Source organism: Sporosarcina ureae (genome assembly GCF_002101375.1).
In the GTDB taxonomy this organism is placed as follows: domain Bacteria; phylum Bacillota; class Bacilli; order Bacillales_A; family Planococcaceae; genus Sporosarcina; species Sporosarcina ureae_B.
On the sequence record NZ_CP015207.1, the window covers coordinates 407,397 to 433,237 of the forward strand.

Annotated in this window: 31 protein-coding genes; 7 read left to right on the forward strand and 24 right to left on the reverse strand. The window is 42.0% G+C overall.

The features are described from left to right. Window positions 1–877 precede the first annotated feature (877 nt). The 7 genes from deoC to SporoP8_RS01970 all read right to left on the reverse strand — a co-directional run bounded on the left by deoC (window position 878) and on the right by SporoP8_RS01970 (window position 6,374). Window positions 878–1,540: a deoxyribose-phosphate aldolase gene (deoC, locus tag SporoP8_RS01940; RefSeq protein ID WP_085130964.1), complete on the reverse strand. Its 663-nt coding sequence runs from the start codon at window positions 1,538–1,540 to the stop codon at window positions 878–880. Between the two features lie 19 nt (window positions 1,541–1,559). After that, complete coding sequence (locus SporoP8_RS01945; protein ID WP_085130965.1) at window positions 1,560–2,864, reverse strand: pyrimidine-nucleoside phosphorylase; 1,305 nt, start codon at window positions 2,862–2,864, stop codon at window positions 1,560–1,562. A gap of 42 nt (window positions 2,865–2,906) precedes the next feature. After that, window positions 2,907–4,088 carry a NupC/NupG family nucleoside CNT transporter gene (locus tag SporoP8_RS01950; protein ID WP_085130966.1) on the reverse strand — a complete coding sequence of 394 codons (1,182 nt, stop codon included), beginning with the start codon at window positions 4,086–4,088 and terminating at the stop codon, window positions 2,907–2,909. A 196-nt stretch (window positions 4,089–4,284) separates the two neighbouring features. Next, the gene (locus SporoP8_RS01955; protein ID WP_085130967.1) at window positions 4,285–5,226 is read right to left on the reverse strand and encodes a DNA-binding transcriptional repressor DeoR; all 942 of its coding nucleotides are present in this window, start codon (window positions 5,224–5,226) and stop codon (window positions 4,285–4,287) included. Window positions 5,227–5,429: 203 nt separating this feature from the next. Then, window positions 5,430–5,648: a hypothetical protein gene (locus tag SporoP8_RS01960; RefSeq protein ID WP_085130968.1), complete on the reverse strand. Its 219-nt coding sequence runs from the start codon at window positions 5,646–5,648 to the stop codon at window positions 5,430–5,432. Window positions 5,649–5,696: 48 nt separating this feature from the next. Further along, window positions 5,697–5,927, reverse strand: a complete 231-nt coding sequence (locus tag SporoP8_RS01965; RefSeq protein ID WP_232319188.1) for a hypothetical protein — start codon at window positions 5,925–5,927, stop codon at window positions 5,697–5,699. Between the two features lie 186 nt (window positions 5,928–6,113). Continuing rightward, window positions 6,114–6,374, reverse strand: coding sequence for a hypothetical protein (locus SporoP8_RS01970; protein ID WP_085130969.1), 261 nt, complete (start codon window positions 6,372–6,374; stop codon window positions 6,114–6,116). 100 nt (window positions 6,375–6,474) lie between these two features. On the opposite strand from SporoP8_RS01970, the gene SporoP8_RS01975 reads away from it, so the two are divergent. Beyond that, a complete protein-coding gene (locus SporoP8_RS01975; RefSeq protein ID WP_085130970.1) occupies window positions 6,475–7,491 on the forward strand; it encodes a DUF1646 family protein in 1,017 nt (338 codons plus the stop codon). 30 nt (window positions 7,492–7,521) lie between these two features. On the opposite strand, the gene SporoP8_RS01980 is transcribed toward SporoP8_RS01975, so the two are convergent. The 7 genes from SporoP8_RS01980 to SporoP8_RS02010 form a co-directional block, all read right to left on the reverse strand. Further along, window positions 7,522–7,959 (reverse strand): hypothetical protein, encoded by a 438-nt coding sequence (locus SporoP8_RS01980; RefSeq protein ID WP_085130971.1) that lies wholly within the window; start codon window positions 7,957–7,959, stop codon window positions 7,522–7,524. Window positions 7,960–8,037: 78 nt separating this feature from the next. Beyond that, complete coding sequence (locus SporoP8_RS01985; RefSeq protein WP_085130972.1) at window positions 8,038–8,694, reverse strand: hypothetical protein; 657 nt, start codon at window positions 8,692–8,694, stop codon at window positions 8,038–8,040. Window positions 8,695–8,741: 47 nt separating this feature from the next. After that, window positions 8,742–8,912: a hypothetical protein gene (locus SporoP8_RS16600; RefSeq protein WP_198166053.1), complete on the reverse strand. Its 171-nt coding sequence runs from the start codon at window positions 8,910–8,912 to the stop codon at window positions 8,742–8,744. A gap of 258 nt (window positions 8,913–9,170) precedes the next feature. Beyond that, window positions 9,171–9,641, reverse strand: coding sequence for a GNAT family N-acetyltransferase (locus SporoP8_RS01995; protein ID WP_085130974.1), 471 nt, complete (start codon window positions 9,639–9,641; stop codon window positions 9,171–9,173). Between the two features lie 32 nt (window positions 9,642–9,673). Continuing rightward, complete coding sequence (locus SporoP8_RS02000) at window positions 9,674–10,096, reverse strand: hypothetical protein (protein WP_085130975.1); 423 nt, start codon at window positions 10,094–10,096, stop codon at window positions 9,674–9,676. A gap of 408 nt (window positions 10,097–10,504) precedes the next feature. Continuing rightward, window positions 10,505–11,515, reverse strand: coding sequence for a proline dehydrogenase family protein (locus tag SporoP8_RS02005; RefSeq protein ID WP_085130976.1), 1,011 nt, complete (start codon window positions 11,513–11,515; stop codon window positions 10,505–10,507). 88 nt (window positions 11,516–11,603) lie between these two features. Further along, window positions 11,604–12,224: a DUF3298 and DUF4163 domain-containing protein gene (locus SporoP8_RS02010; RefSeq protein ID WP_232319189.1), complete on the reverse strand. Its 621-nt coding sequence runs from the start codon at window positions 12,222–12,224 to the stop codon at window positions 11,604–11,606. A gap of 116 nt (window positions 12,225–12,340) precedes the next feature. On the opposite strand from SporoP8_RS02010, the gene SporoP8_RS02015 reads away from it, so the two are divergent. Further along, window positions 12,341–12,718, forward strand: a complete 378-nt coding sequence (locus SporoP8_RS02015) for a nucleotide excision repair endonuclease (RefSeq protein WP_085130977.1) — start codon at window positions 12,341–12,343, stop codon at window positions 12,716–12,718. A gap of 34 nt (window positions 12,719–12,752) precedes the next feature. On the opposite strand, the gene SporoP8_RS02020 is transcribed toward SporoP8_RS02015, so the two are convergent. Continuing rightward, complete coding sequence (locus SporoP8_RS02020; RefSeq protein ID WP_085130978.1) at window positions 12,753–13,103, reverse strand: YolD-like family protein; 351 nt, start codon at window positions 13,101–13,103, stop codon at window positions 12,753–12,755. Between the two features lie 107 nt (window positions 13,104–13,210). Then, entirely contained in the window at window positions 13,211–14,923 is a 1,713-nt protein-coding gene (locus SporoP8_RS02025) for a methyl-accepting chemotaxis protein (RefSeq protein WP_085133530.1), read from the reverse strand. A gap of 232 nt (window positions 14,924–15,155) precedes the next feature. On the opposite strand from SporoP8_RS02025, the gene SporoP8_RS02030 reads away from it, so the two are divergent. Next, window positions 15,156–15,581: a MarR family winged helix-turn-helix transcriptional regulator gene (locus tag SporoP8_RS02030; protein ID WP_085130979.1), complete on the forward strand. Its 426-nt coding sequence runs from the start codon at window positions 15,156–15,158 to the stop codon at window positions 15,579–15,581. A gap of 204 nt (window positions 15,582–15,785) precedes the next feature. Here the strand turns inward: SporoP8_RS02030 and SporoP8_RS02035 are convergent, their stop codons facing one another. Both SporoP8_RS02035 and SporoP8_RS02040 read right to left on the reverse strand, forming a co-directional pair. Further along, a complete protein-coding gene (locus SporoP8_RS02035; RefSeq protein WP_085130980.1) occupies window positions 15,786–16,538 on the reverse strand; it encodes an SDR family NAD(P)-dependent oxidoreductase in 753 nt (250 codons plus the stop codon). 74 nt (window positions 16,539–16,612) lie between these two features. Then, complete coding sequence (locus tag SporoP8_RS02040; protein ID WP_085130981.1) at window positions 16,613–17,611, reverse strand: EAL domain-containing protein; 999 nt, start codon at window positions 17,609–17,611, stop codon at window positions 16,613–16,615. 223 nt (window positions 17,612–17,834) lie between these two features. On the opposite strand from SporoP8_RS02040, the gene SporoP8_RS02045 reads away from it, so the two are divergent. Continuing rightward, window positions 17,835–18,248 (forward strand): DUF948 domain-containing protein, encoded by a 414-nt coding sequence (locus tag SporoP8_RS02045; protein ID WP_232319241.1) that lies wholly within the window; start codon window positions 17,835–17,837, stop codon window positions 18,246–18,248. Window positions 18,249–18,253: 5 nt separating this feature from the next. Then, complete coding sequence (locus SporoP8_RS02050; protein ID WP_085130983.1) at window positions 18,254–18,691, forward strand: DUF948 domain-containing protein; 438 nt, start codon at window positions 18,254–18,256, stop codon at window positions 18,689–18,691. A gap of 162 nt (window positions 18,692–18,853) precedes the next feature. Here SporoP8_RS02050 and SporoP8_RS02055 read toward each other — a convergent pair whose 3' ends face one another. The 5 genes from SporoP8_RS02055 to yhfH all read right to left on the reverse strand — a co-directional run bounded on the left by SporoP8_RS02055 (window position 18,854) and on the right by yhfH (window position 21,502). After that, window positions 18,854–19,066: a DUF5652 family protein gene (locus SporoP8_RS02055; RefSeq protein WP_085130984.1), complete on the reverse strand. Its 213-nt coding sequence runs from the start codon at window positions 19,064–19,066 to the stop codon at window positions 18,854–18,856. 354 nt (window positions 19,067–19,420) lie between these two features. Further along, window positions 19,421–19,915, reverse strand: coding sequence for a DUF948 domain-containing protein (locus SporoP8_RS02060; RefSeq protein ID WP_232319190.1), 495 nt, complete (start codon window positions 19,913–19,915; stop codon window positions 19,421–19,423). A 19-nt stretch (window positions 19,916–19,934) separates the two neighbouring features. Then, window positions 19,935–20,357, reverse strand: coding sequence for a DUF948 domain-containing protein (locus SporoP8_RS02065; protein WP_198166054.1), 423 nt, complete (start codon window positions 20,355–20,357; stop codon window positions 19,935–19,937). Between the two features lie 241 nt (window positions 20,358–20,598). Then, window positions 20,599–21,015, reverse strand: a complete 417-nt coding sequence (arr, locus tag SporoP8_RS02070) for an NAD(+)--rifampin ADP-ribosyltransferase (RefSeq protein WP_085130987.1) — start codon at window positions 21,013–21,015, stop codon at window positions 20,599–20,601. A gap of 355 nt (window positions 21,016–21,370) precedes the next feature. Next, entirely contained in the window at window positions 21,371–21,502 is a 132-nt protein-coding gene (gene yhfH / locus SporoP8_RS16435; RefSeq protein WP_099627541.1) for a protein YhfH, read from the reverse strand. A gap of 686 nt (window positions 21,503–22,188) precedes the next feature. Here yhfH and ilvA point away from each other — a divergent pair. Together ilvA and SporoP8_RS02080 are read left to right on the forward strand one after the other, a co-directional pair. After that, on the forward strand, window positions 22,189–23,457 hold the full coding sequence (gene ilvA, locus SporoP8_RS02075) for a threonine ammonia-lyase IlvA (protein WP_085130988.1): 1,269 nt from the start codon (window positions 22,189–22,191) through the stop codon (window positions 23,455–23,457). 364 nt (window positions 23,458–23,821) lie between these two features. Next, window positions 23,822–24,364, forward strand: a complete 543-nt coding sequence (locus SporoP8_RS02080) for a GDYXXLXY domain-containing protein (protein ID WP_158232344.1) — start codon at window positions 23,822–23,824, stop codon at window positions 24,362–24,364. 47 nt (window positions 24,365–24,411) lie between these two features. Here the strand turns inward: SporoP8_RS02080 and SporoP8_RS02085 are convergent, their stop codons facing one another. Beyond that, window positions 24,412–25,830: an NAD-dependent succinate-semialdehyde dehydrogenase gene (locus SporoP8_RS02085; protein WP_085130990.1), complete on the reverse strand. Its 1,419-nt coding sequence runs from the start codon at window positions 25,828–25,830 to the stop codon at window positions 24,412–24,414. Window positions 25,831–25,841: the final 11 nt, after the last annotated feature.

A 25,841-nucleotide genomic window follows, 5' to 3' on the forward strand; every position in this document is an offset into this window, starting at 1 on the left:
CCATTGCTATGGACAATCCTCTATTTCCTTAACCCGTTGATTTGAACGATGATTTGTGCTTATTTCAAATGTTATTTTGCATATATAACTTTAAAAACCTAACTATGTGCACAGAAAAGGTCGAGTTTCGGAACAAACGACAACTTCTATTCGATTAAGCTATAATAAAGTTGAGGAAGTTTTTTAGATTGTTCTTCAAACTGACCCGATTCTTGAATATGCGCTTTATAATAACTGTCTTCCGCTGCTTGGAGCGGAAAACAGTCTACCCCGCAGGGCGCGGCTTTTGCGACCGAGGATGCTCAAGCCAGCTCCTCAGAGTGCCGTCTGGAGTGCGAAGCAACAGTTTTTATCCTGTATTAATGACCCGTTAATTCAACGAAGTTACTTACTATTATTATGCAGTTCAAATGACTCTTCAAAGTCATCCCATTTAACATGTACTTTTATAACTTCATCTTCACCTACCTTTGCCTCACCTTTTGAACCACCTGAAGACGCAAATATTCCTGTTGATGGAGGCTCCGTAAACTCTTCAGTGCCTCGCCCATTACCACTGGTGGTTTCATAGGTGTATTCGATTCTTTGATTGCACCCGTTTCTAGGTCATTAATTATTCCACTTGAACTACTTCTACTTTCACTACGTGTAGAAGAGGGAGTAGTTTAAACTGATCTTTTTCTCTCATTTTATTTTACCAACACAGACATATATATGAAACTTTTCAGAAAACCAAAAGAGACCGGACACACACGACCAGTCTTTTCAGGTTGAAGCGAGAAGTACAATATCAATTGCTGGAGACGGTATAGGTCGTTTCGTTCCATGAAAACAGGACTGCCCTGCGTATATGCAGAACAGTCCTGTAACGGATCTATTAATAATTCGAGTCTGAAACTTCGCCTTTTACGATACTAATACCTGAGCTTGCGCCAATGCGCGTAGCCCCCGCTTCGACTAGCGCATCGAAATCTTCTCCGCTACGCACGCCGCCGGACGCTTTGACTCCAACGTTCGGGCCTACCGTCTTCCGCATAAGAGCCACGTCATGTATCGTCGCTCCGCCTGTCGAGAATCCAGTTGACGTCTTGACGAAATCAGCGCCTGCTTTGACAGATAGCTCGCATGCACGGACGATTTCTTCATCGGTCAACAAGCACGTTTCGATGATGACTTTGACCAATGTACCGTTGGCTGCTTCGACCACCGCACGAATATCCGATTCGACCCATTCGTCATTCCGGTCTTTCAGCGCTCCGATGTTGATGACCATGTCGATTTCTCCGGCTCCGTTCGCCACTGCATCTTTAGTTTCGAATGCTTTGACTGCAGAAGTAGACGCTCCAAGAGGGAAACCAATCACCGTGCAGACCAACACATCTGTGCCTTTTAGCTGTTCAGCGGCATATGAAACCCAGCCCGGGTTAAGGCACACCGATTTAAATTGATAGTCTTTTGCTTCTTGTATGAGCGCCGCGACTTGGTCTTTCGTTGCGTCGGCTTTCAATAGTGTATGGTCGATCATTTGTGCTTTATTCATTTGCGAACCACTCCTTTAATTAGTTTGTAATTTCGTCATGCACAAGTTTGACGGGCTGTACTTTAGACACCGATACACCATACGCATGATAGATCTTTTCTTTTACGCTTTCGATATTTTCTGTATTACTGTGAATCGTCACGAGCGATTCGCCCACTTTCACGGAATCACCGATTTTCTTGTGCAGCACCAGTCCGACCGCCAAATCGATTTCGGACTCTTTTGTTGCTCGTCCCGCACCCAGAAGCATCGCGGCCGTACCGATTTCATCCGCGGTAATCGCAGAGACATATCCCGCTTCTTTTGCCGGCACGTCTATTTTGTACTGGGCCGTAGGAAGCTTCGACACATCATCAATGACGGATGTGTCACCGCCCTGAGACCGCAAGAATAGTTTAAATACCTCAAGCGCTTTGCCATTTTGGATCACTTCTTCGAGCATTTTTCGTGCTTCCTCCGTCGAGTCCGCTTTTCCTGCCAAACGAACCATATGGCTGCCGAGCGTCAAGCACAGTTCGTGCAAATCTTCGGGGCCATTGCCTTGCAACGTTTCGACGGCTTCTTTGACTTCGAGTGCATTTCCTATGGCATAACCGAGCGGCTGGTTCATGTCCGAAATTACCGCCATCGTCTGACGGCCGATTTTGTTTCCGATCTGCACCATTTCACCCGCGAGTTCACGAGCCATGTCGAGGTCTTTCATGAAAGCGCCAGTTCCGACTTTTACATCGAGAACAATTGCATCCGATCCCGCCGCAATCTTCTTGCTCATGATCGAGCTTGCGATCAACGGAATGGAACTGACTGTTGCCGTGACATCGCGCAGACTGTAAATCTTCTTGTCTGCAGGGGTGATATTGGAGGATTGTCCGATCACCGCAATTTTGTTCGTATTGACGAGATTGAAGAATTCTTTGTCCGTAATTTCAATATGGAAACCGGGAACTGACTCCAGCTTATCAAGTGTTCCGCCCGTGTGCCCCAATCCGCGGCCCGACATTTTGGCTACCGGGATATCGAGTGCGGCGACAAGTGGTGCGAGCACGAGTGTTGTCGTATCGCCAACTCCACCTGTAGAGTGTTTATCTACCTTGATGCCCTCGATAGCAGACAAATTGACTTGGTCGCCTGACTCCACCATCGCCATTGTGAACTGCGCGGTTTCTTCCAACGTCATCCCCTGGAAATATACCGCCATTTGAAAGGCCGACATTTGGTAATCTGGAATTGTGCCATCCGTATATCCATTGACAACAAATGAAATTTCCTCGTTTGTCAACACATGTCCATCCCGCTTTTTCTCAATCATATCTACCATACGCATACTATCCACCACTCCTGTTTTTAAATTTTTGTTCTATTCCTATTATAAAAATAGCCCAATGACAGTCGCTGAAAGAACTGACGCTAATGTTGAACCCAAGAGTAATTTCAAACCATTTCTTGCCACTTCGTCCCCTTGTTTTGAACTTAACGCCTTGACAGAACCTGTAATAATCCCGATGGAACTGAAATTCGCAAAACTAACGAGGAATACCGATATCATACCTACCGCTTTCGTTGACAAGCCTGCCGAAATATCTGTGAAACTTAACATCGCAACAAACTCGTTGGTGACAAGCTTGGTCGCCATGATGCTGCCCGCTTGTACACTGTCCACCCAAGGGATACCCATCACAAAGGCAATCGGAGCAAAGATATATCCCAAAATAGTCTGGAAGGAAACGTTGAACAGCATTTCAAAGAGATAATCGATTCCGTTCATCAACGCGATGAAACCGATCAGCATGGCAGCGACAATAATCGCGACTTTAAAACCATCCATGATACTTTCGCTGATCATCTGAAAGAATGACAGCTTCTTCTTCGACTCGATCGTCAGCGTATCTTCTTCTTTCGATAATTCATAGGGATTGATGATGCTTGCGACAATCAGTGCCGACATAATATTGAGCGCAATCGCCACTACGACAAATTGCGGTTCAATGATTTCCATGTATGCACCTACGATAGCGACACTGACTGCACTCATCGCAGAAGTACAAAACGTGTACAAACGTCTTTTCGAAATATCATCCATTTGGTCCTTGATAGTCAAAAATACTTCGGACTGCCCGAGAACCGCAGAGGATACGGCTATATAGTTCTCCATTTTCCCCATGCCATTCAACTTGCTCAGTACGAGTCCTACATATTTAATGATGAACGGTAAAATCTTGAATTGATTTAATATACCAATCAACACAGAAATGAAAATGATTGGCAATAACACATTCAAGAAGAATACGGATTCCCCTTCATTTTCCAAACCGCCAAAAACGAAATTGACACCCGTTACCCCAAGGTCAACCAGCTTCGAGAATAAAGCCGAAACAAAGCCGATGGAAACTACACCCACTTTTGTATTCAACAAGATAAATGTCAAAACAAGCTGGGTCACCAGCATAATCACAATCGGTTTATAGTGGATTTTCCTGCGGTCCACACTGACAATCAAGCCCACGGTTAACACGAGTAACAATCCGGTTATGTAAAATACAAAGTTCATCATACTTCCTCCCTTGCATGTTGGTTACGCTTACAACTTGCTTCTTGCACACCATTTTTCTTAGGATGCCGAGACGACCTGACTTTATGTATAGTATATCATAGACCTTGAGCAGATGTGCAGAGTAGGTGAAACATTGTTCATTCTGAATAAAAAAAAGAATCACGCTTATTAATAAGCGGATTCCCCTGTATTTCTATTGGTGAAGCAACAAAGCCTGTGCCGTATACTGATCCGTTATGAAGACGTTCGCATAGCCTCCATTAAGCGCCCCATGGATAGCCTCTACTTTACGGTTCCCACCAGCAACAAGAATGGATTTTTCCTTTTGCTTTAACTCTTCAAGCCGGATACCGATCGTCCGATCATTGACAGTAGTCTCGCATACTTCGCCTGTACGTTTGAAGAAGCGTGAACAAATGTCGCCAATCGCTTCTCGATGGAGTTGCTGTTCTTCTTCGGCAGTCAAATAGCCGAGACGGAACAGCAACGATTCGCTGTCGACAGCGCCCACCGTGAACACGGCGATATTCGCCTGTCTCCCAAGTTCAATGAGCCGGTGCATATACCGGTCCGATTCAATCACGACTTTGACTTCAGGCGTGTCGACTAGGACGGGGAGCGGCAAGTAACGGGGGATGGTATGGAAGGCTTCCGCAAATTTGTAAACCGTTTCAGAATCATATGTATTGATGTCCGACAAGCCGATGCCGCCTTTCAGCTGGATGACCTCGACTCCTTTTACATCTTTTTGCTTCAATGCGTTGGCCACCCGATACATCGTCCGGCCCCACGTCACGCCAAGAATATCACCGTCTTTTACGGTTCGATACAAATAGTCCGCCGCTTCTGTACTGATAGCCTGGATCACATCCCGCTCATCTTCCACTGCCGAGTACGCAATTTTCACTTCTTCGATTTGATATTTGTGCTGTAAGGATTTCACCAATTGATTATTGTCATGAAATGGATCGATGATGTCGATTTTCACGTAGCCATTTTTTTTCGCTTGCTGTAAGAGCCGGGAAACGGTGGGCCTTGAGACGCCCAGTTTTTTTGAAATGGCGAGCTGAGTATAATCAAATTGGTAGTAAAGTTTGGCTGCCTCTATGATAAGTTGCTTTTTATCGATCTCCAATGCAAATCCCCCTTATGTAACGGCCTGATCATGAGTCCGAATCTGCATAACCAGGACGATTATACCACAATCATATACTAGCGGAAAGCCGCTCTCACTTTTCTTCCTCAAAAGGTAATTTCTTGACAATCGTTTTACTCCAAAAGATTAGCATCAGCTTCCTTATATTTAGCATTCTCTGATTTTCGAATGGTGCATACCGCTCATAATTCCGGAAGTGTGTTCTCCTTGGCGATTTGGACGATCTCATGCGCAGTAGTGTCACCCTGCTCTATGTTTCTATGTAGTGTACCGGCATTAGTATTCGCTTTTGCGATAATACTGGCCTTTCCTGTCGGTACGATTTTCGAGATGTTTTCGCCTTGATATTCAACGACTAACAACATCTTTGTCCCACCAATATCCACGCCTAAAGTAGTCATTCAAAATTCCCCCTCCTACTACAATATCCGATTCCATGGCAAGTATTATTAACTTGGGTCCGGTTTTTCCGTAACGATGCTGCCCGATATATTTAGCTTGTTCCAAACCCACGCTTGATACATTCGTTCGAGTTCGATTTCTACTTCTTTTTCATCCATACTCTCATCAATTTCTAATTTTTCAAAAGTAAACGTTTCACTTGCCTCAACACCTTCAAATTCAGTACTTTTGAATGAAAAAGTTATTGTTTTAACCAGTTCAGCCCACCCCTTACTCATTTTTACTGTGAATTGCCTTCTGTGCGATTATGGCATTGCATTTTTTCATTTCATCATGCGGGAAAAATAAGCGATTCAAATTAAAATTATTTTCTGCTTCTTATGCATTCCATATATTGACCATACAAAAACCTCCTCATTCATGTCCAGTCACGACATAAACAAGGGGTTTCTTTTCTCTAAAAATCATTGATCTTCTTCCTCATCACACGGCGGCTTCTTAACTATCGTCTTCCCACTTGAATACAATCCACTTGCCGATAATCCCATAATAATCCCGCCCAGTATCCCCGATTTCCAATCATCCGGAAACAAGTAGAAAATCCCGCCACCGATGCCAAGTAGCAAAGAAAAGATCGGAATCAGTTTCTTCTGTAATCCATACATTTTTAGAATTTCCGTTAATCCGATAATGACAGGGATCAGTACAATATCTGAAACTTCCAATGCGTGTCCCTCCTCTATATCTATTCTATTCAGACTCTATGCAAGATGAATCGGCTTTTTGCATACAGTGTAAAAGAAAGATTGCCGAAAGGAGATGCCTATGGTCGTTGGATTGCTTATTATTTTAGGATTGGTGTTATTTTTGCCGTTTACGATCCCTCGCGTTGAACGTAATTTGGAATTGTTTTTATTTGTTATGGGGTGTGCTGCGGCATTTGTAAGTGGGGTGTTGCAGTGGGAGTTATGGAATAAAGCGATACGCGATCCATTGCATATTACGCTCGCGGTTCTCATAGCGGGAATAGTCTTTCGCTGGATACGACATCCATTTGAGAAAGCGGTAGTATCAGGAAGTCGAATTATTCCATTCCGATTATTCTTGGCACTGATTATTATAGGACTAGGGTTGATTTCCAGTATTATCACAGCAATTATTGCAGCGCTAGTCCTCGTAGCCATCGCGTCCGTCTTGCAAATGGACCGAATATCAGAAATCCGTTTTGTGATCTTGGCGTGTTACGCAATTGGCATGGGCGCGGTGCTGACGCCAATTGGAGAGCCACTTTCAACGATTGCGACGAATAAACTGGATGAAGACTTTTATTACTTAATGAACTTACTTGGAACCGATATTATAGCTGGTGTCTTCGTCTTTGGACTGCTTGCATTCTTTCTGATTCGCCCACGCAACCGCTCGCGGTACCGTTCTTCCGGACAAGCGGCAGAGTCGTACATAAGTATTTTCGGACGCGGCGTGAAAGTGTATATTTTCGTTTTGGCTTTGACATTGCTCGGTGCGGGATTTGAGCCATTGATCACCCTTTACTTACTCGATCTTCATCCATTAACGCTTTACTGGATCAATATGATTTCCGCTGTGCTCGATAACGCGACACTTGCTGCTGCGGAAATCAGTCCCGCGATGGACGCATCAACGATCCAAGCGCTACTACTTGGCTTGTTAATCAGTGGCGGGATGTTGATTCCCGGAAATATCCCGAATATTATTGCGGCAGGTAAGCTCAATATTCGCAGTGGGGAATGGGCGCGCGTCGGTGTACCGCTTGGATTGCTTGCAATGGTCGTCTATTTCGTTATTTTACTTGGCAGACAATGAAAAAAAGACCGCGCAGGCGGTCTTTTCTTGTTAGTCGATTACTTTCACCCATACCCGATACTTTTTATCATCAGTCTGCACCAATTTAGTATTAGGGCTCGGTGCGTTATTCTTCTTTGTAAAACCTGCTTCAAACGAAGGAGTTTTGATACTCTCCCCTAGGTTCTCCTCGGAAGGCATGCCGATTCCAATTGCATCCGTTACCGTCCACGTATCATCTTTCTCTTTGTTCAACTTAGCGACAAATATTTCTTCCGTGCCGTCCAGTATCCCTTTATAGACATTAATTACCTTATCATTATCGACTTCCAACGTTCGATACACTTTCACCACTTCCGCAAAACCTTCTTCTGAATGAAGCTGTTCTAGTGCCTCTTGTGGGGTGTTCAATGTACTGTTCTTATCTGCTGTCTGGCAACCCGCCAGTATAACTGCCAAAAACATCATATAAAATAGTTTTCGAAGCATGAGATCCTCTCCTTATCTATTTTATTGAATACCCTATTGTTGGCTATATTCAATCCTCAATTGATTGTCTGATCTACATTAAAAAATACGTTCTTTCTTTTCTTCAATTAGCTTGAAATGTACATCTGATGTTGATCCGCTATAGATATGATCCGACACATCCGAGACATCCAGAATTTCATTGATTTCAATGAATTCTGTTTGATTTCCTTCAATTGTCAGCTTGTAGGGACCTGCGAGATTCATCAGGGAAACCATTCTCATTTCTTCTTGGCCGAATCCCGTGTCCATGAACTCCAGTTCGAATGATACGGATTGATTGCTGTGATTTTTCAGAGACAGTTGGCAGTCCCCACTCATCCGTTCATTGTCGTCTAACGTATCGAATGCGCACTTGCCATTTTGGTCATACGAAATCGCTCCGATACCGCTTGCCAAAGTTTCTTGATACGCTGTAATGAGATATCTCGGAAGTAATGCATATAGGAAGAGTACAAGTACCGCTAATACGACATAATGTTTTTTCAATCCATAAATCAGCAATGCCATCGCGATAAGAAATAAAAAAGTGCCTAGTATTCCTTTCCAGACCCATCCATCATCCGTTTGAATAGGAAACGACATGAACGTCACGGTAGTTCCGAGTAACGGATTATTGGGATAGGGGAAAAATAAAAACATGCAAATGGCAAAAATCACCATAGCGCATATAAGTGCGGTTCTATTTTTTATCACGGTGTTTCTCCTTTTATTTGATTTGATAATGATTTCTCTTCCTATCTCTACTGATTTAGTTTGTCTGCAATGGATTGAAGGATTGCATTCTTACGTTCTTGAACTTTAAGCAATTTCAACGCAAACCATACAGTGAATAGTAGGAATGCGATCGGGATGATGTACATGAATATGCTAAAAATAGATAGAAACGAAAAAAATAAATTGTTATTGTGCATATGTATTTCCTCCTTTCATAATTTATGCTGACTGCTTCTTTTTCGGAAACAGATAAGACACTAGCAACAAAGCCACTCCTACTCCTAATGCTGTATACGTCCACAAATTAAGCGTCGTTTCTGAAATCATATATGCTACTTCCGTCATATACAGAATCAGACGAACAATCTGTGTTCCCAAGACAACGAAAAGTGCCAAGTATTGCAATACATCACGGGTATTTTTCTTTTGTTTCCACTTGCACGGCCTCCCACTGCTCAGGATAGCGATTTCTCCATAGACACTACAGCAATCGATGTACCATCTGTTCTATGTAATACAGATTCCTCACACACTTGATAACCGATTGATTGATAGAGTGAGATGTTTTTCGGCACATCTGCTCGTACTTTGCATGCTATTACTCTCTTCCTTTGTTGCGCCGCATATTCCTCTAAAAACCGTAGTATTTTTTTCGCGATGCCTTGACCTTGTCTTTCCGGCACGACAGAGAATCTAGAAAAATAGAGGCTTTCGCCTTCCATTCGAAAACGGACCATCGCGACAGGTTCCCCTTCTATATAACCAATCAACGCCTGTACACCACTTTGCATTTCAGCGGTGATACTTTCGACGGTCTCTTTCAACGCACTCGTCGGAGGTGTCGCTTGCTCGTATTCTCGGAACGCCCGAATCATCACGTCACGGATGACAGGAACGTCAGTAATGTTCGCCTCAAAAATGTTCATAACCGTCCTCATTTCATTTCGTTTTAAGTCATTTATGAATAGATAGAAGTGAATGCCGCCATATCTCCATTCTCAAACAGCTCGATCGTTTCATACTCTTTGTCTAATTGAACTTCATATAATTGCTGTTCTTGAAAAGTTTTCGATTCACCTTGGTCTTGATTCTTATCATACAGAATACGCAACGTGTCTCCGTCGCTTTCTACATCAAAGTTTGTAAAGTCCACGGCGTAACCTTCTCGGCCTTCATGAGCGGTATTAAAATAAATGACCAATTTATCATCCGACGTGTCGTAGAATAAGTACACGCCATTTTCAGCTTGCGCGTGTTCGTGGAATTTCTGATCTCCCTTACTCAAGTCCTTCATGGCGATTTCCTCGTAAGACAATGTCGGGTTCGTGTTACATCCAACTAGTAATGCCGCACTGAGTACGATGATCCAAAGTTTTTTCATCAGCTCTCCCCCTAATCTTTAGCGTAATGAAGAGTGAATAGTACTTTAACTATCTTTAACACTACTATTTTCCATGTTTTCTGTAAAGTGGGTACAAAAAAACACTGCAGGGAAAGCAGTGTTCTAGATGCTGGAAAGTCAAAGGATCCTGGATAGATGATTCGGGATTTAAGCTAGAGATCAGCTTCTAACGCTTTGCTTTACGTTTCAAAATAGTAGAGACGCGACCGTGCATAGAGCGGTCGCATGTCTTGATAGAGCGATAATCTATCGTCATAGAGCGCGTACGGACGTCGATAGAGCGGATATCACGTATCATAGAGCGGTCTAGCATATTTTATGAGCGCTTGAACGAATCTATGAGCGCGTCCACTTGAAACTTCGATCCACATTGCGCTATCCTACCGTTTAACGATACTTCACCCAGCCACCATCTTGTTTCTTGTCACTCCCACGCTTGCTCAATCGTCCGAGCACAAACGCGCCGGCGACTAAACCAATCGCTGTGTTCGTTTTCTTGTTGAACACTTGCTTCACCATCAAGTTCATATTCTGCGGACGCTCCGCCAATCTGCGCATGAAGTACCCGTACCAGTCTTTTCCAAATGGCACGTATGTACAAAAATTATAGCCCTCTTTTGCCAACTGCAGCTGCAAATCATGGCGGAAGCCGTACAGCATTTGGAACTCGAATTGATCATGTGAAATATCATGTTCTTTCACGAACCGCTTCACATGATGGATAATGTTATGATCATGCGTCGCAATCGACGTGAACGTTCCGTGCAATAAATGCTCTTCAATAATTTTAATATAATTTTCGTCGATTTCTTTTTTATCGGTATACGCAACGTCTGGTGACTCTTTATAGGCACCTTTTACTAAACGGATGCGTGTATCATGGTATTTCTTCGTATCATCTAACGCACGATGAAAATAGGCTTGGATAACAGTTCCAACGTTTTCATAGCCTTTTGCTTTTAATTCGTCTAGTAAACGAAACGTCGGTTCAAGTCGCGAGTGATTTTCCATATCAAAATTAACAAATATACCTACTTTAGTTGCATGTTTGACGATTTCTTCTACTTGTTGTTCACAAAATGCATAGTCAATATCGAGGCCGAGTTGTGACGGTTTGATCGAGATGTGCGCATCCACTTGATGTTGTTGGATCGCGTCCACTACGACTAATATTTGTTCTTTCGCTTCGATGGCCTCGCTCTTTTCGTAAACAAATTCTCCCAGATTATCAATCGTACATGAAATACCTGCTTGATTGAGCTCTTTGACACTATCAATCATTTCTTCGATGTTAGTTCCTGCCACTACTTGTTGGGCTCCTAATTGGAAGCCGTATTTTTGGGCAGCTTGATTCAGTAGTTGATTTTCAGATAAACCGATAAAGAAATTTCTTAGCATAGTTTCCACCTCTTTTGTATATTTCGTATATCGAAATTATAACACTATTTCGTCATGTAAGCCCATACATTTGTTTATACAGAGACTCTCAAGTTCCTATAAACGGCAACATTCGGTCTGCCGGACTATTTGGTTTGATAATATCTTGTAGATCAAGTAATGGGATCGGAAAATAAGGGAAGCCCGCTACATAAGGTGAAATTTCGTATAGTTGGAAGTAGACAACAAGACTCGTGTCTGCAATATAGAAATCTTGGTCAGGCTTGATTTTAGTGAATGGCTCAAGCACCGGTGTTTTCCATTGCTGAATATGGCGTCTGATATATTCAGATATCCGCTGCACATAAGGACTGCCTGGCTTGAACATGTCTTGCAAATTGTATTGCCTTCCCGTTTTCGTATCAAATGTCAGAGATTTGACGTAGGTCATTCCATGAGCTCCACCAGTGAACGAGTAGACGATCAAGTTAATACTGAAGAGATCACGCTGATTATTTTTAATTTCGTAATTTGCCACCATCTCGACAAGACTTGGATCATAATAATTATTGTCCTCTAGCAGTTTATTCATTTCCTTGAACAGCACTTGATTTAGCTTCTGTTGAACTTTTGAATCATCCAGTTTCGTGATGACAGGATAATACACATCCACTTTCGGCTTGGTATTCGATATGTGATACGTTTCTATAACCGCAGGGTTTTTCATCATTTCATCCTTCCCGAGACATTTGTTTACTATATGCAAGGGATGTAAAGAAAGTTTCTCGCTTTTTTTTTGGTCGTATGATAGGATAAACACTGACTGATATAAGGATGTGAAGTAAAATGATCAATATTACATTACCTAAACCGGACGTCACCATCGTTCGCAGAAAACAAGAAATGGGACCGGACGAAACACCGATCAAGCCCATCTATGGTTTCATCGATTTTCATGATATTCCACGTGATAAAGGCGGCCTTTTGTTATTCTTCAATCAAAGCGACGAGCTATTATTCGTAGGAAAAGCACGAAAATTGCGTCCACGTCTGAAAAAGCATTTTGAAGACCAAGTGTCTCCATTGCGTAATCACCGTGAAGAAGTAGCAAAAATTTCTGCTGTTGTCATCGATGATCCAATGGAACGCGAAATCTACGAAACGTACGTGATCAACACTCAGCAAGCAAAGTACAACGTAGAAAAAGCATTTTTCAGAGATTAAGCTGTCTGCCTTCGCAGACGGCTTTTATTTTTGCCTATACACCATCCGCTTCTTTCGACAACTGGACATCTACCACGTCCCCTACATGAATTCTTTCCGTTCCGAACGGATCGCATAACATGATCGTCATCGTCCGTAAGTCAAGCGCTTCAATTTCTCCTTGGTGAAAGCGAACTGCTCCATCATGCCACGTCTTAATCGACGTCATGACACGTCTGCGCCACGCCACTTCAAGGGTCTCCTGCATCGTTTGTAGCTCCCAGTCGGTTAACTCAGGCCGTTCTATATATTCATCTTCCTGTTGCCAATCACGTAGTCTCTCGAGGTGTTCAGGCAACATGAGTGACGTCCACTTCAATTTCCCTCTATCTCGGTTCCTTTCCATTAGGTATTCCCCATTCCTTGAGCGTATGTACGTTCGTATTATACAGAACGTACATTCTAAAATCAATGGTTAAAAAGACCATCGCTTGATAAGCGATGGCCGAGTGTTTATTTAGGTAATTTGAATGAACCGACAAACACTTCCAGTTCACGCGCCATTTGATTGGTCTGCGTAGAACGTTCTGAAATTTCTTCTATGCTCGCTGTCGTTTGCTCGGCAGCTGCTGCAATATTATTCGTCATGTCTTCGATATTTTGTATAGCGTGCGTCAAGTGCTCAATCAACTGCACTGCTTCTGTTGACTTCGCAGCTTCCGACGTCATCAAGTTCGAGATATTCTTGATTTCCTTAACCGTTTCTCCGACTGCTACGGAAATATTACTCAATGATTGAGACGTAAGCTTCACTGTTTCTGTACCCTTCGTGATGTGCTTCGTATTTTCCGATGTGGAAGTAATGACTTGCTGGATCCGATCAGAAATATCCTTCACCAGCTTCTCTACTTCAAGTACTTCTTGATTGGATTGCTCAGCCAAGTTCCGTACTTCTTCTGCAACTACCGCAAAACCTTTACCATGTTCACCTGCACGAGCCGCTTCAATGGATGCGTTCAGCGCGAGTAAATTAGTTTGAGCTGCGATTCCTGCAATGGAACCTGTGATGTTTTGGATCTTCGTCGTAGATTCGACTAAGTTTTGGATCGTATCTCCCACTTCTTGTGAACCATTTCGAATTAATTCCATATCGTGGCTAATTTCTTCTGCACGTTTTGCGCCTTCTAGTGCAATCTTCATCGTTTCATTGGAGTTAACGAGCATCGAATCGGCGCTTTGTTTCGTATTGCTTAAACCACTTGCTAATCCTGTAAGAATACCTGTTGCGTGCTTTGCATTTGACGTACCATCTGTAACCGCTGTGACGACTTCTTCGATATTATGCGCAACCATCGTAATCGCTTCACGCATTTCAGAAAGTGATGCAGACGTTTCTCCCGCGTTTTCGGATAAATGTTGCGATGTCGTATTCATCGTTGCAATCATATCTTGTAGGTTCACCGTCATACGATTCAATGTACGAGCCAAGTCTCCCACTTCGTCTTGTGACTTCACTTCTGTCGGTTGAACCGCCAAGTCGCCATCCGCAATTTTCTTCGCCTGCTCAATTAAACTTGTAATTGGCTTCGTTTTCCGGCGAATCAAGAATCCTGTTCCGATTGAGGCAAGTATCATAGGAATAATACTGATCAAGATTCCATCGCGTACGACATCCCATGTACGGTGTTTGACGATGTTCGCATCGAAATCGATAACGCTGACTGCGATGATTTCTTTACTTACATCCTGATCTTTATGTATTGGCGCATAACCTGAAAGCCGCTCCATATCACCATACTCGTAAGGTTGGGAGTATGTCGGATGTAGATGTTCGAGTAGATCTGCAATCGCTTCTTCATCTAAATGGAACTGATCTCCTGGCTTAAATCCTTTTGCTTTCAGATTATCGTCGAGAGCAATGAGTTTTCCATCCAAATCCAAAATATATTGTGTTTCAAATATATTCTTATGTTCGGTTGTCCAGTTCAACGTCTTCCCAAGTTCATCTTGTGTATCGACATCGCCAGCCAATGCCTTCTCCAAATCACCAGGTCGAATCAATCCAGTAGTAATATTGGCACAGCCGTACGCTTCAATTCCAGCAGCGTCATACAATTTATCATAAGCCGTCTTATACGTAGCCAGTGATGTAATGACTAGCATCACCACCAAAATCCCAGCTATAATAGTACCTAGCTGAAACGTTAACGAATCTTTAACTTTCATCAAACCTTATGCCCACCCTTCCTATTTAGTTCATCTAGTTCATTCGTTGTCTTCATCATACTCTATCAATCTACAATTAAAAAGAAGAAAATGAAAAACTCTTGGATTTTAACATGTTGCGTGGGATGTATGTATGATTATCGTGTCACAACTGTTTTATTTCCTATATACTATAGTATGATGAATAATATATAAACATAAAGTTTCTTAAAGGAAAAGGAGGTGTTGTTTTTTGAATGAAGAACAGACCATTTTCAATTTGGTACATTTGATGGATCAAGTAACGAATAAAATGCTGATCCGTTTTCAGCAAGAATCCAAGCTATCCCTAGGAATCTCCCATATTCTTGTGTTGCTGGAGTTACATAACAAAGGGGAGCAACGTCCTTCTGACTTGGCTGAGACTCTAGGCTTCACGCCCGCTTCATTGACGCATTTGTCGTCGAAGCTCATTAAAAATGAGTGCATTACGTTGCGTAATGATGAAGATGACCGTCGAACAAAGTATTGGAAAATAACTCCTAAAGGCTTAGAAATTTTGGTCGAAGCACAGAAATGCGGAATGAAGGTGCGTTCAGAGTTCTTCAGTCACTTATCGGATGCTGAACGAAATAGTTTAGTCCAAATTTACACTAAGTTAAATAACACATTTGTTTGAGGGAAAGCTGTTCCATTCTGGAGCAGCTTTTTATTTTGCGGAGAGTGTGGTTAGATCATTGATGAAGGCTGTCGTGAATGCGCTCAATAGCGTGCGGTATCCGCTCTATCGCACGCGCTATCCGCTCTATCTACAACCGCATGCGCTCATACTTCCACCTACAAAAAAAGACTACCCCTTAACCAGGGTAGCCTTGACAATTGATTAACGTAATTTAATGGACCCGCCGTCTACCATCATCGTTTGACCTGTGATGTAAGAAGCGTCGTCGCTCGCTAGGAATACTGCTGTGCGACCGATGTCTTTTTCTGGATCGCCGAGGCGTCCAAGTGGGTTTTTCGCAAGAACCGCTTTGTAAGATTCCGGATTCTCTTGTCCCCATTGCTCAATTCCTTGGGTTTTCGCAATGGGTGAAATCAGATTACATGTGATGCCGTATGGTCCCCATTCATTCGCCGCCACTCTTGTGATCCCACGAATGGCTTCTTTCGCCGCGGCGTATGAACCTTGATTCACATCGCCATTTAATCCTGCGCCGGAAGCGAAGTTGATGACGGTTCCTTTTGACTCTTTCAAGTGTGGAAGAGCAGCTTGCATCAAGTAGAATGTTGGATAAAATCCTGTATTGAATGAGAGATCTAAGTCTACTTGCGTCATCTCTTCAATGGATTTCATACGTGAAGCATGTGCATTGTTGACTAAAACATCCAATTTGCCGAGTCTCGTTATAACTTGCTCAACAAGTGAAGGCAATTCTTTTTGTACAGATAAGTCCGCTTGAAGAAAGATCGATTGTGGAGAGATTTTCTGTAATTTTTCAATAGCCGCTTCGCCTGCTTCTTTGTTCAAGTCGACGATCGCGACAGTCGCTCCTTCTTTCACAAATGCTGTAGCGATTCCTAATCCGATTCCGCCTGCCCCGCCTGTGATGATTGCGATTTTTTTGTCTAATTTCATAGGTACCATCTCCTTATCATCTTTAGTTTAACATTAAACCAATTTCTATGTAAACTAATTGCCCCCCTAACACACTATATGGAAATTTTATCTTGTGGCACTGCCGATGGTTTGCCGAATAAATAGCCTTGAAATAATTGATAACCTTTCGCTTTCAACCATTCAAAATCTTCTACCGTTTCGATTCCCTCTGCTAACGGAATTGAATCTACAGCTAGTGCTTTTTCAAGAAACTCCGTTGCTATAAACTGCTTATCGGAATCAGTCGCGACACCTTGTACATACTTGATATCGAGCTTCATGTAGTTTGGACGAAGGAAAGAGAGCACTTCAACCGTGTTATAACCTTCCCCAACATCGTCGAGCGCATACTCGAATCCTCTTGAATGATAATACTCCAAAATCATTTTTAAATGATCCATGTCTTCCACTTTTTCCGACTCCACTACTTCAAATATTAAACGATGGGGGTCAATTGCCAAGTCGTTCGCTAAATTAATCGTCGATCGCAAGCAAAACTCCGGTGAATAGATAGATGTTGGAATGAAATTAATAAATGCTTTTTGCGTAATATGTTTTGCATAGCGAACGGCTGTCAGACGACATACTCTGTCTAGGGCATATAATCTACCGCGCTCTTTTGCTGCGGAGAAAATTTCATTCGGATAAATCACTCTACCGTCTTTATGATAGAAACGCGCGAGTAATTCATAAGCATAAATATCGAGGTCAGGTGTAACAATAGGCTGATAATGACTCGTCAATTGTTGGTTTTGAATGACTTGATCAATCCACTGCATTTCGACTACTTGCATGACTTCAGAGAACGGCCGCCAGTTAGTTTGGTTAAGACGAAACCGAATGGAATCCATTTCTACTGCATGATCGACACAAAAGTCGTATAATTCTTTTATCCCTTGTTCTTTCACATGAAATGTTTGATCTTCCTGGTTCACCAGCATAAGGACTCGCTTCAAATGGTCTTCTATGGATTCAAACAATGCTGTTTGCTTACAATTTTCAAATGAGACTTCATAATCAATATTCTGGATAACGCAACCTTTACAAGGCATTCATTTCACCCCTTCAGTATTTGATTTGAAAATCATATCATAGTTAAGGTATTTTTCTCACGTATTGATATGGAAACATCGTTTTACTAGTTAATTAGCATACCAGTGTTTAGATTACTTTCATTTGTGGAATGACAAGGATATAGAACGTTTACCCGTTTCGACGGAAGCTAGACGTTTAGATTAGAAATGCACTTATTATGTGGAGGTGACTAGATTGAAGGTGCTCTTGTATATTAGTGCCATAGTCGCCGTTGCGGCTTTAGTAGTTATCGCAATTGCTATTATTAAAACAGCCAAGGCGGTCAAAGAAGCAATGACAGATGTAAAAGAAACGATGAAACGTGTGGAACTGAAAGTGGGCGGCATCACAGATAAAGCCGATCAGCTCATGACTCAGACGAACCAAATTGCGGATGATGCGAATGCAAAACTGCAATCGGTTGACGGATTGGCGGCTTCAGCGAAAGAACTGCGCGAATCCACCCAGTACGTGCAGAACTCTATCGCTAAAATGGCGGATCAAGTATCAGCGCCTCCTGGCAAGTATGCCAAGTTGATGGAGCAAACGACTGCATTGTCTGAAGCAGCGTCAAAAATGTACTATAAGATGAAGCAGAATAACAGAGAGAGGTGAACTTGATGGATTGGGTACTAGGAATAGGTGTATTGCTCATCGGCATTGCGCTAATTATTGTCGCGATCGTGTTAATTAAACCACTTGGGAAATTGACCGAGGTATTGGAAAGTGTCAAGAAGACGACCGATACCCTGCCGTCAACGGTAGCGGAAGTTACAGGTCAGACCCAGCAGATTCTTCATACGACGAATGATACAATCAGTAATGTAAACAAGCAGATTTATGAAGTGACGCCGGTATTCCAGATCGTTGGAGATGTAGGTGAAGCTTCTCGTGAAGTAACGACTGCCGCACTTGATAAGACGATTCGTTTTAAGGATCGTGTAGGAAATGCTGGCGAGTTTGTCCGCGAGAAAGAGTATAAAGGTTTGTATGGAGTCGCTACGTTAGCATTTTATTTGATGCAGCAGCGTAAAGAACTCAAGAAGATGCGTCCGTAAGTGGAAGACTTGTTCATTCCACTCACATAAAACACAAAACAGACCACTAATTCGCATATGAATTAGTGGTCTTTTAAATGCCTACGCGTCAATGTTTACACATAAATAGAGCAGGTATCGCTATAAAACCGATCCATGAATTTTTTAAATAGCAGAGATAGCTCATCTAGTTGTTTTCTTATCTTTCCTAAAGAAAATAAGATAAATAATTTCTAAAAGTCCGATCGTATTGACGATTAGAAGAACAACGAACCAAGCTAACTGTTTATTACGAGCAGAATGCCAAAGGGCTATACCTTTCCAAATAACGGACCAAATAATGATGACATAAAACATCGGATTATTATAATGTAAAATCTGGGAAATAGTATCCATCCTTCCACCTCCTTTTTTAATAAAACAGCTCGATTACTGCACGAGCACAAATCCTTTATGCAAAATCACAACTATGACACTTAGTACTAAAATACATCTAATACATAAACATTGTTCTACTATTCATACGTACATTACATATAAATGGTTTCATTTTTTTGAAAGTCGCAAATTTAAGCATCTATGCTTTGATGTGCTTATATCATTCTATCAATGTCTACCCTTCAGATATTCGTAAATTCGATCCACTCCGCGTCGTACTTCCCCATCAACAGTACTCCCCACAACACTTCCTCACCAAAAAAGACTGAAGACCAAGCCCGATTGGGGTTGATCTTCAGTCTTTGTCAGCACTTAAAACGATGCTTGATCTGGTGCTGGTAACTTTTTTTGTGGGCCGACCTGTTCGGCACGATCTTTCGCCGCGCTCACAGATTGCTTACGCTTTTTAAAGATATAATAACCTAACATAGCGGAACCATAGATGTTACCTAGCTTCTTGTTTTGCTCTGATGTGTCCGTATGATCTCCCTTTTGTTGAACAGATGAAGACATGTCCACTAACGAAGAGGATAACTGATGTGTAGACTCTCCAAGGTCACCAATCACTTGGAACAATGGAGTTAGATTTTCAATCTTTGTATTGATATCTGCTAACGAATTATTACTGTTTTTAATTAGGTCTCCTGTTTCATCTAAAATACCATCCAGTTGCTTTGGAAGCGCACCTACCGTCTTGTCAACGTCCTGTAGTATATTTCCAACTTGTTGTAATACCTTAGCAAAATAGATAGCTAAAATGACGAAGGCGATACCGATGAGTATGACGCCAATTCCAACGAGATCCATTCTCAACCCTCATTTCCTTTTACGTATTTTTTAAACTCTTTTTGCCACGTTGCCATGAATCGTAAACTTGGGCACCAAACTCTCCATATTGGATGGCTTGAACAAACTTTTCTGTTCCTGGAAGAGAACCATCCTCTTCAAATTGTCTTGTCCGCTTGTTTACTTCTTCACTCAAGTACTGGCTTGATCGTCCAATATTTTCGATAGTAGAAAATAAAGGCGTCGTTGCAGCGAGTTTCACTTGAACATCTGTCGCCAGTTGTTCAGTCTCATGTAAAGTTCCATATAATTGTTCAATGCTCTTGTCGAGCTCTGCCTCTACCCCTTTTACCGTTCCCATAACCGTCAGCAATAAGTTCGAAGACTTCGTTAGTAACAATGAAAGGTAGATGGCGACAATCAATACTGAGATTGCGATTAATAATAAACCAATGTACACCATACACACATCCTCCTTTCCAACATACTTAATACATCTTATCATTCTATACCACTCTCAGTTTTTCTAAAACATTATTCATTCGAAGTTCTTTAACAAGGGCTAAGGATATGATTTATTCTGCATAATACCTTTCGTTAACGGGCTCTTTCTAAGGAAATGAAAAAGCCCGATTTCTCAATTGTATACTAAGAAATCGGACTTTTTACATATGCTTCCTTTACTCTTTAAGAGATAGTAAGAATTAATCTTCAATTACATTTTTCCCTTGTTCTTTTAACTCTTTTAAAGAAGTTAGCATATGATTTATCTCTTCGTCGGAATGTCTTTCCCATGAACTTAATTCGGCAACTATTTTCAAAGGAGATTTAGACCTATAGGAACGTGTTGGATTTCCAGGGAATCTTTTGTCAGTTAAGTTGGGATCATTTTCAAAAACACCCACTGGTTCTACAAGGTAAATTCTCTCTTTTGATTTAGACCTTGCTAATTCTGCACCCCATTTAGCCGCTTCTAATGTTGCAGTAAAGTATATATAGTTAGATTTTTTATCTTGGTAATTTGATAGAAATTGTGGTTCTAATAAATCTCCAACTTTCAGTTCTGCTTTTGTTCCATGAAAGAAAGGACCGCTATCTAATACATCTTTTTTGTCATCCAAACTAATACACCCCTATATAATTTAAATTTGTATACAGTATCCCATTGCTATCCGAATGAGGTTTTTCATCTGCGAGCTGAACGGATTACACGTGAGCAACTTTAAGACTATCGATAGAGCGTTCCACACACTCTATCCACTTATACTAACAAATTGGATAGGATTATGAAAAAGAAATCACGGTATCGTTCGGATGGTTTTAGGATATCTTTCATGTGAAATGTATATATAGTCAGCATTGGCACGGTTTCACGAATTTTTTTGTTAGCAAATCAATAGCTTTACGCGCATCGCTTCCTTAAACTTTCATCCATAAAAAATCCTATGCCCCGTATAAGGGAGCATAGGATGTTGATTATTCTTCATGTCGTCCGACACAACGCTCACATTCGTACATTACGGACTCTTGCTTTTCCTTGAACTGATTTCCACATTCCGTACAAACTTTTTCCACCATTTGTCTTTTCTGCTCTGTATTCTTTTTCATCGTTCATTCCTCCATTCGGTTTGTGTGATTCGCTGTACTGATACAGCAACTTTTCTTAAGACTAATATATAACAGAGTCGTCAGATTTGTCACTCTTTTCGGATGAAATCTTTTATTGCGCGACAGAATCCAAAAGAGCGCGACGAATGAAGGAATTGTAAAAGATGAAATTAAAAAGTGGTACGCCCATCTTATGGCATACCACTTCTCACCGCTTTACATGATCAACCCGTAAACTATTACAGCCGCGATAATGACAAGAGTTACGACAAACACCGTCCATTGCATATTATCCGGCTTTTCGGGTCTACTATCCCATTTCTGCATGAATAAACGCTTCCTTCCTGGTGTGTTAGTTCTTCATCCACTAGTTTTCCCTTATGTTTTATGAATTAAACACCACTTACTCGTGCATAATCTGAAATGCAATCTACATGTACTGTCTAATGCTATGGTATAACAGGTAAATAACTCCTTTATATAATAAATAAATCAAATGATTGATCTATCCAATTTATCGAAAGTCTTCGCCAACGAAGTAACCGCTTACATCTACAAGCCTTTTTAAAATAAAGTCGCTATTCTTAAAATAAACTTACAATTTTGAACTTTCTTGTGTTCATTCAGTTTTTTTCATGTTATTATGAGTAAACGTTGACTCAATAACGGAGGTTAGATGATAAGTTATGAAGGTGAAAAAAATGGAAACTCCAAGTGTTCAAGTAGAAGATATCTTAATCGCCAATCAGCTGCTGAAAGACATCGTAGCTCATACGCCTTTACAGAAAAATGATCGTCTATCAGAAAAGTATGACTGCCATGTGTATATTAAGCGTGAAGATTTGCAACATGTCCGCTCCTTTAAATTGCGCGGTGCTTATTATAAGATGAAACGCATCGAAACAGAAGCACGTAAAAAAGGAATTGTCTGTGCGAGTGCAGGTAACCATGCACAAGGTGTAGCATTCGCATGTGCGAAACTCGATATTGACGGCAAAATCTTCATGCCACAAACAACTCCTAGACAAAAAGTAAACATGGTGAAAATGTTCGGACGCGATCGCATTGAAATTATTTTAGTCGGAGATACGTTCGACGATTGTTTCGAGAGAGCGGTTGAATTGATGGAAAAAGAAAAGCGTATTTTCATTCATCCATTTAATGACAAGGATATCATCGCAGGTCAAGGAACAGTAGCTGTTGAGATCATGAATGATATCGAAGAGCCAATTGATTATGTATTTGCAAGTATCGGTGGCGGTGGATTGATGTCCGGAATTAGTACATACATCAAAAACTTGTCTCCGCATACGAAGATGATCGGTGCAGAGCCAGCAGGTGCAGCGAGCATGAAGGCTTCTATCGATGCGCAAAAGGTTGTCCCTTTGGCAACGATTGATAAATTCGTTGATGGCGCGGCCGTCAAATGTGTAGGTAATCTGAATTACGATATTTGCAATAACTATCTCGAAAATATCGTCAGCGTCCCTGAAGGTAAAGTATGCACGGCAATTCTCGATCTATACAATGAACACGCGATCATCGCCGAGCCAGCAGGTGCCCTTCCCATTGCAGCACTCGATTTCTATAAAAATGAAATCAAAGGCAAGTGCGTCGTCTGTGTGATCAGCGGTGGAAACAACGACATCGGTAGAATGCAGGAAATCAAAGAGAAGTCGATGATTTACGAAGGCTTACTGTATTATTTCCTCGTCGACTTCCCACAACGCGCAGGTGCACTGCGCCAGTTCCTTGATGGTGTACTTGGACCGGATGACGATATTACGATGTTCGAGTATACGAAGAAGAATAATAAAGAGAGCGGTCCAGGTCTTGTCGGAATTGAGATTAAACACAAAGAAGACTATAACGGCCTAATTGCTCGCATGGAAAAAAACGGATTCCCTTATAAAGAAGTAAATAAAGATAGTACATTGTTTGGATTATTGATTTAATAAAAGTACTGCCACACTAGTCGCTATGACTTGTTGTGGCAGTTTTTGTGTTAGAGAAATAGTGAATAGGATAGGGGTGCGCACCATGTATAGAATGAACTTAGTGTTGGACGGGAACATTGTTTGTCTGATTATCAGGTACTGGAGTTCATGCGTTTCCTCTGTCTCGCCTCGCGCAGACACATCACAAAAGCACACAACTCCCCTTACCCACCCCACTCTACTATATACATAACCATTGTGAGAGGTTTCCTAAATAAAAAACTGGGTAATTAATTACTAAAACATACATCATCTGCACATGCTATCTGTACATAAGAAGAACACTTTTTATGAAAACGGCAGAAAAGGTGGTGACTCTGAAATGGGACCCAAACATAGTAAATTCAGTATATCCATACTCTTCATCGTTCCCCTGCTCATCTTAGCTAGTCTTACAATTCCTTACTTCACCACAATTCAAAACGGCACGGATATCTACCTGCAATCAGAAACGATTACCGAGCAAGATGCAAACGAAAATTATGTCCTACTTCGCTACGACGTCGAAAAAGTACCAAAGGAGCGCATGACCCCTAGTTTGGTGACAGCATTAAAAAAACCTAACGACATCGGTCAGACACGGGTATTTGGCGTATTGGAACACAACAACGGTGTCGCTGAATTAGTTTCATTAAGCGATAAAAAACCTGCTGAAGGTGTCTATTTAATGGGCTGGCTGGCACAGACCACCGACCGAGAGTATCGCCAGAACGACCATTACATCGTGAATTTTGGTCTCGATCGCGTCTATGTCCCCGATTTCGGCCATCATGTTGCGGCAGACAGTGTACAAGACCGCACGATGACTGCGCATTTTAAAGTACTGGATGGCAATAGTATTTTGCGCGAATTCCATACCAATTAAAAGAAGCAAAAAGGAAGAGTACAGCTCTCCCTTTTTGCTTCCTTTTATTATAAACCTAGTGAGATATATTTTACTTCCAAATATTCGTCTATACCTTGATGTCCACCTTCTCGCCCAAGACCACTTTGTTTAAAGCCACCAAACGGAGCTTGCGGTGCGGATGGCGAGCCATCATTCAGACCTACGATCCCATACTCTAATGCTTCACATATTTGAATACCTCGTGTGATGTTCTCCGTGAAGACGTATGCTGCTAATCCAAATACTGTATCATTCGCACGCTTGATGACTTCTTCTTGTGTCTCAAACGTCGCAATCGGCAATACAGGGCCGAATGTTTCTTCTTCCATACAGAGCATCTCGTCGGTTACGTCTTTCAAGACAGTTGGTTGGTAGAATAACCCTTCAATATGTTCACCGCCCGTAACGACTGTTGCCCCTTTGGATTTTGCATCTAGTACATGCTCGTCCACTTTATCAATTGCATCCTGATCAATTAAAGGACCGATTACGACACCTTCTTCTTTGCCGTCGCCGACTTTTAATTTCCTTGTTTCTTCTGCAATGCGTGTTGTGAATTCCTCTGCAATCGATGAATGTACGTAAATACGGTTCGCACAGACACACGTTTGTCCTGCATTGCGGAATTTTGCCGCGATGACACCATCCACTGCTTTATCAAGATCCGCATCAGCCATAATAATCGCGGGTGCCTGTCCACCTAATTCCAATGAAATCTTCTTCATCGTATCGGCTGCACCTTTCATCAATGTCTTGCCGATTTCAGTAGATCCTGTAAATGTCAGCTTGCGCACGCGACCATCTTCCTGCCAAGCTTCTGCAATTTCACTCGCACTGCCCGTTACGAGGTTCAGCACACCGTCAGGAATGCCTGCTTCTTGTGCAAGCTCAATTAAACGAATCGCAGTCAATGGAGTTTGAGAAGCGGGCTTCATCACAACTGTACAGCCTGCTGCAAGTGCAGGGCCGACTTTACGTGCAATCATAGCTGCAGGGAAGTTCCATGGCGTAATCGACGCGATGACACCTACTGGTTGCTTTTGCACGAACATTCGCTTATTGGATTGCGTAGCAGGAATGGTTTCACCATAAATCCGCTTACCTTCTTCTGCAAACCAGCTAATATATCCATTCGAATAACGCATTTCACCAAGTGCTTCCGCTAAAGGCTTCCCTTGCTCAGCCGTCATAGTTTCAGCTATACTTTCCTCATTTTTCTCAATCAAGGCATGCCATTTCATTAAATACGCACTGCGCTCATACGCAGACAAAGCTGCCCAATCCGAAAATGCAGCAGAAGCCGCATCGACCGCTTGCGTTGCTTCCGCTTTGCCGCCTTTAGGTACGGCACCGATTGACTCACCAGTTGAAGGATTCACTACTTCGATTTGCGGTAGATCCGCACCAAGTCGCTTTCCATTAATGATCATTTCGGTTGTTTCCATATATAACCTCT

Excerpts from the sequence above, each read along its gene's own strand:
- deoC (WP_085130964.1), bottom strand. The coding sequence starts at position 1,540 with ATGAATAAAGCACAAATGATCGACCATACACTATTGAAAGCCGACGCA.
- SporoP8_RS01945 (WP_085130965.1), bottom strand. The coding sequence starts at position 2,864 with ATGCGTATGGTAGATATGATTGAGAAAAAGCGGGATGGACATGTGTTG.
- SporoP8_RS01950 (WP_085130966.1), bottom strand. The coding sequence starts at position 4,088 with ATGAACTTTGTATTTTACATAACCGGATTGTTACTCGTGTTAACCGTG.
- SporoP8_RS01960 (WP_085130968.1), bottom strand. The coding sequence starts at position 5,648 with ATGACTACTTTAGGCGTGGATATTGGTGGGACAAAGATGTTGTTAGTC.
- SporoP8_RS01965 (WP_232319188.1), bottom strand. The coding sequence starts at position 5,927 with ATGAGTAAGGGGTGGGCTGAACTGGTTAAAACAATAACTTTTTCATTC.
- SporoP8_RS01975 (WP_085130970.1), top strand. The coding sequence starts at position 6,475 with ATGGTCGTTGGATTGCTTATTATTTTAGGATTGGTGTTATTTTTGCCG.
- SporoP8_RS01980 (WP_085130971.1), bottom strand. The coding sequence starts at position 7,959 with ATGCTTCGAAAACTATTTTATATGATGTTTTTGGCAGTTATACTGGCG.
- SporoP8_RS16600 (WP_198166053.1), bottom strand. The coding sequence starts at position 8,912 with ATGCACAATAACAATTTATTTTTTTCGTTTCTATCTATTTTTAGCATA.
- SporoP8_RS01995 (WP_085130974.1), bottom strand. The coding sequence starts at position 9,641 with ATGAACATTTTTGAGGCGAACATTACTGACGTTCCTGTCATCCGTGAC.
- SporoP8_RS02000 (WP_085130975.1), bottom strand. The coding sequence starts at position 10,096 with ATGAAAAAACTTTGGATCATCGTACTCAGTGCGGCATTACTAGTTGGA.
- SporoP8_RS02005 (WP_085130976.1), bottom strand. The coding sequence starts at position 11,515 with ATGCTAAGAAATTTCTTTATCGGTTTATCTGAAAATCAACTACTGAAT.
- SporoP8_RS02010 (WP_232319189.1), bottom strand. The coding sequence starts at position 12,224 with ATGATGAAAAACCCTGCGGTTATAGAAACGTATCACATATCGAATACC.
- SporoP8_RS02015 (WP_085130977.1), top strand. The coding sequence starts at position 12,341 with ATGATCAATATTACATTACCTAAACCGGACGTCACCATCGTTCGCAGA.
- SporoP8_RS02020 (WP_085130978.1), bottom strand. The coding sequence starts at position 13,103 with ATGGAAAGGAACCGAGATAGAGGGAAATTGAAGTGGACGTCACTCATG.
- SporoP8_RS02025 (WP_085133530.1), bottom strand. The coding sequence starts at position 14,923 with ATGAAAGTTAAAGATTCGTTAACGTTTCAGCTAGGTACTATTATAGCT.
- SporoP8_RS02035 (WP_085130980.1), bottom strand. The coding sequence starts at position 16,538 with ATGAAATTAGACAAAAAAATCGCAATCATCACAGGCGGGGCAGGCGGA.
- SporoP8_RS02040 (WP_085130981.1), bottom strand. The coding sequence starts at position 17,611 with ATGCCTTGTAAAGGTTGCGTTATCCAGAATATTGATTATGAAGTCTCA.
- SporoP8_RS02050 (WP_085130983.1), top strand. The coding sequence starts at position 18,254 with ATGGATTGGGTACTAGGAATAGGTGTATTGCTCATCGGCATTGCGCTA.
- SporoP8_RS02055 (WP_085130984.1), bottom strand. The coding sequence starts at position 19,066 with ATGGATACTATTTCCCAGATTTTACATTATAATAATCCGATGTTTTAT.
- SporoP8_RS02060 (WP_232319190.1), bottom strand. The coding sequence starts at position 19,915 with ATGGATCTCGTTGGAATTGGCGTCATACTCATCGGTATCGCCTTCGTC.
- SporoP8_RS02065 (WP_198166054.1), bottom strand. The coding sequence starts at position 20,357 with ATGGTGTACATTGGTTTATTATTAATCGCAATCTCAGTATTGATTGTC.
- yhfH (WP_099627541.1), bottom strand. The coding sequence starts at position 21,502 with ATGAAAAAGAATACAGAGCAGAAAAGACAAATGGTGGAAAAAGTTTGT.
- ilvA (WP_085130988.1), top strand. The coding sequence starts at position 22,189 with ATGAAGGTGAAAAAAATGGAAACTCCAAGTGTTCAAGTAGAAGATATC.
- SporoP8_RS02080 (WP_158232344.1), top strand. The coding sequence starts at position 23,822 with ATGGGACCCAAACATAGTAAATTCAGTATATCCATACTCTTCATCGTT.
- SporoP8_RS02085 (WP_085130990.1), bottom strand. The coding sequence starts at position 25,830 with ATGGAAACAACCGAAATGATCATTAATGGAAAGCGACTTGGTGCGGAT.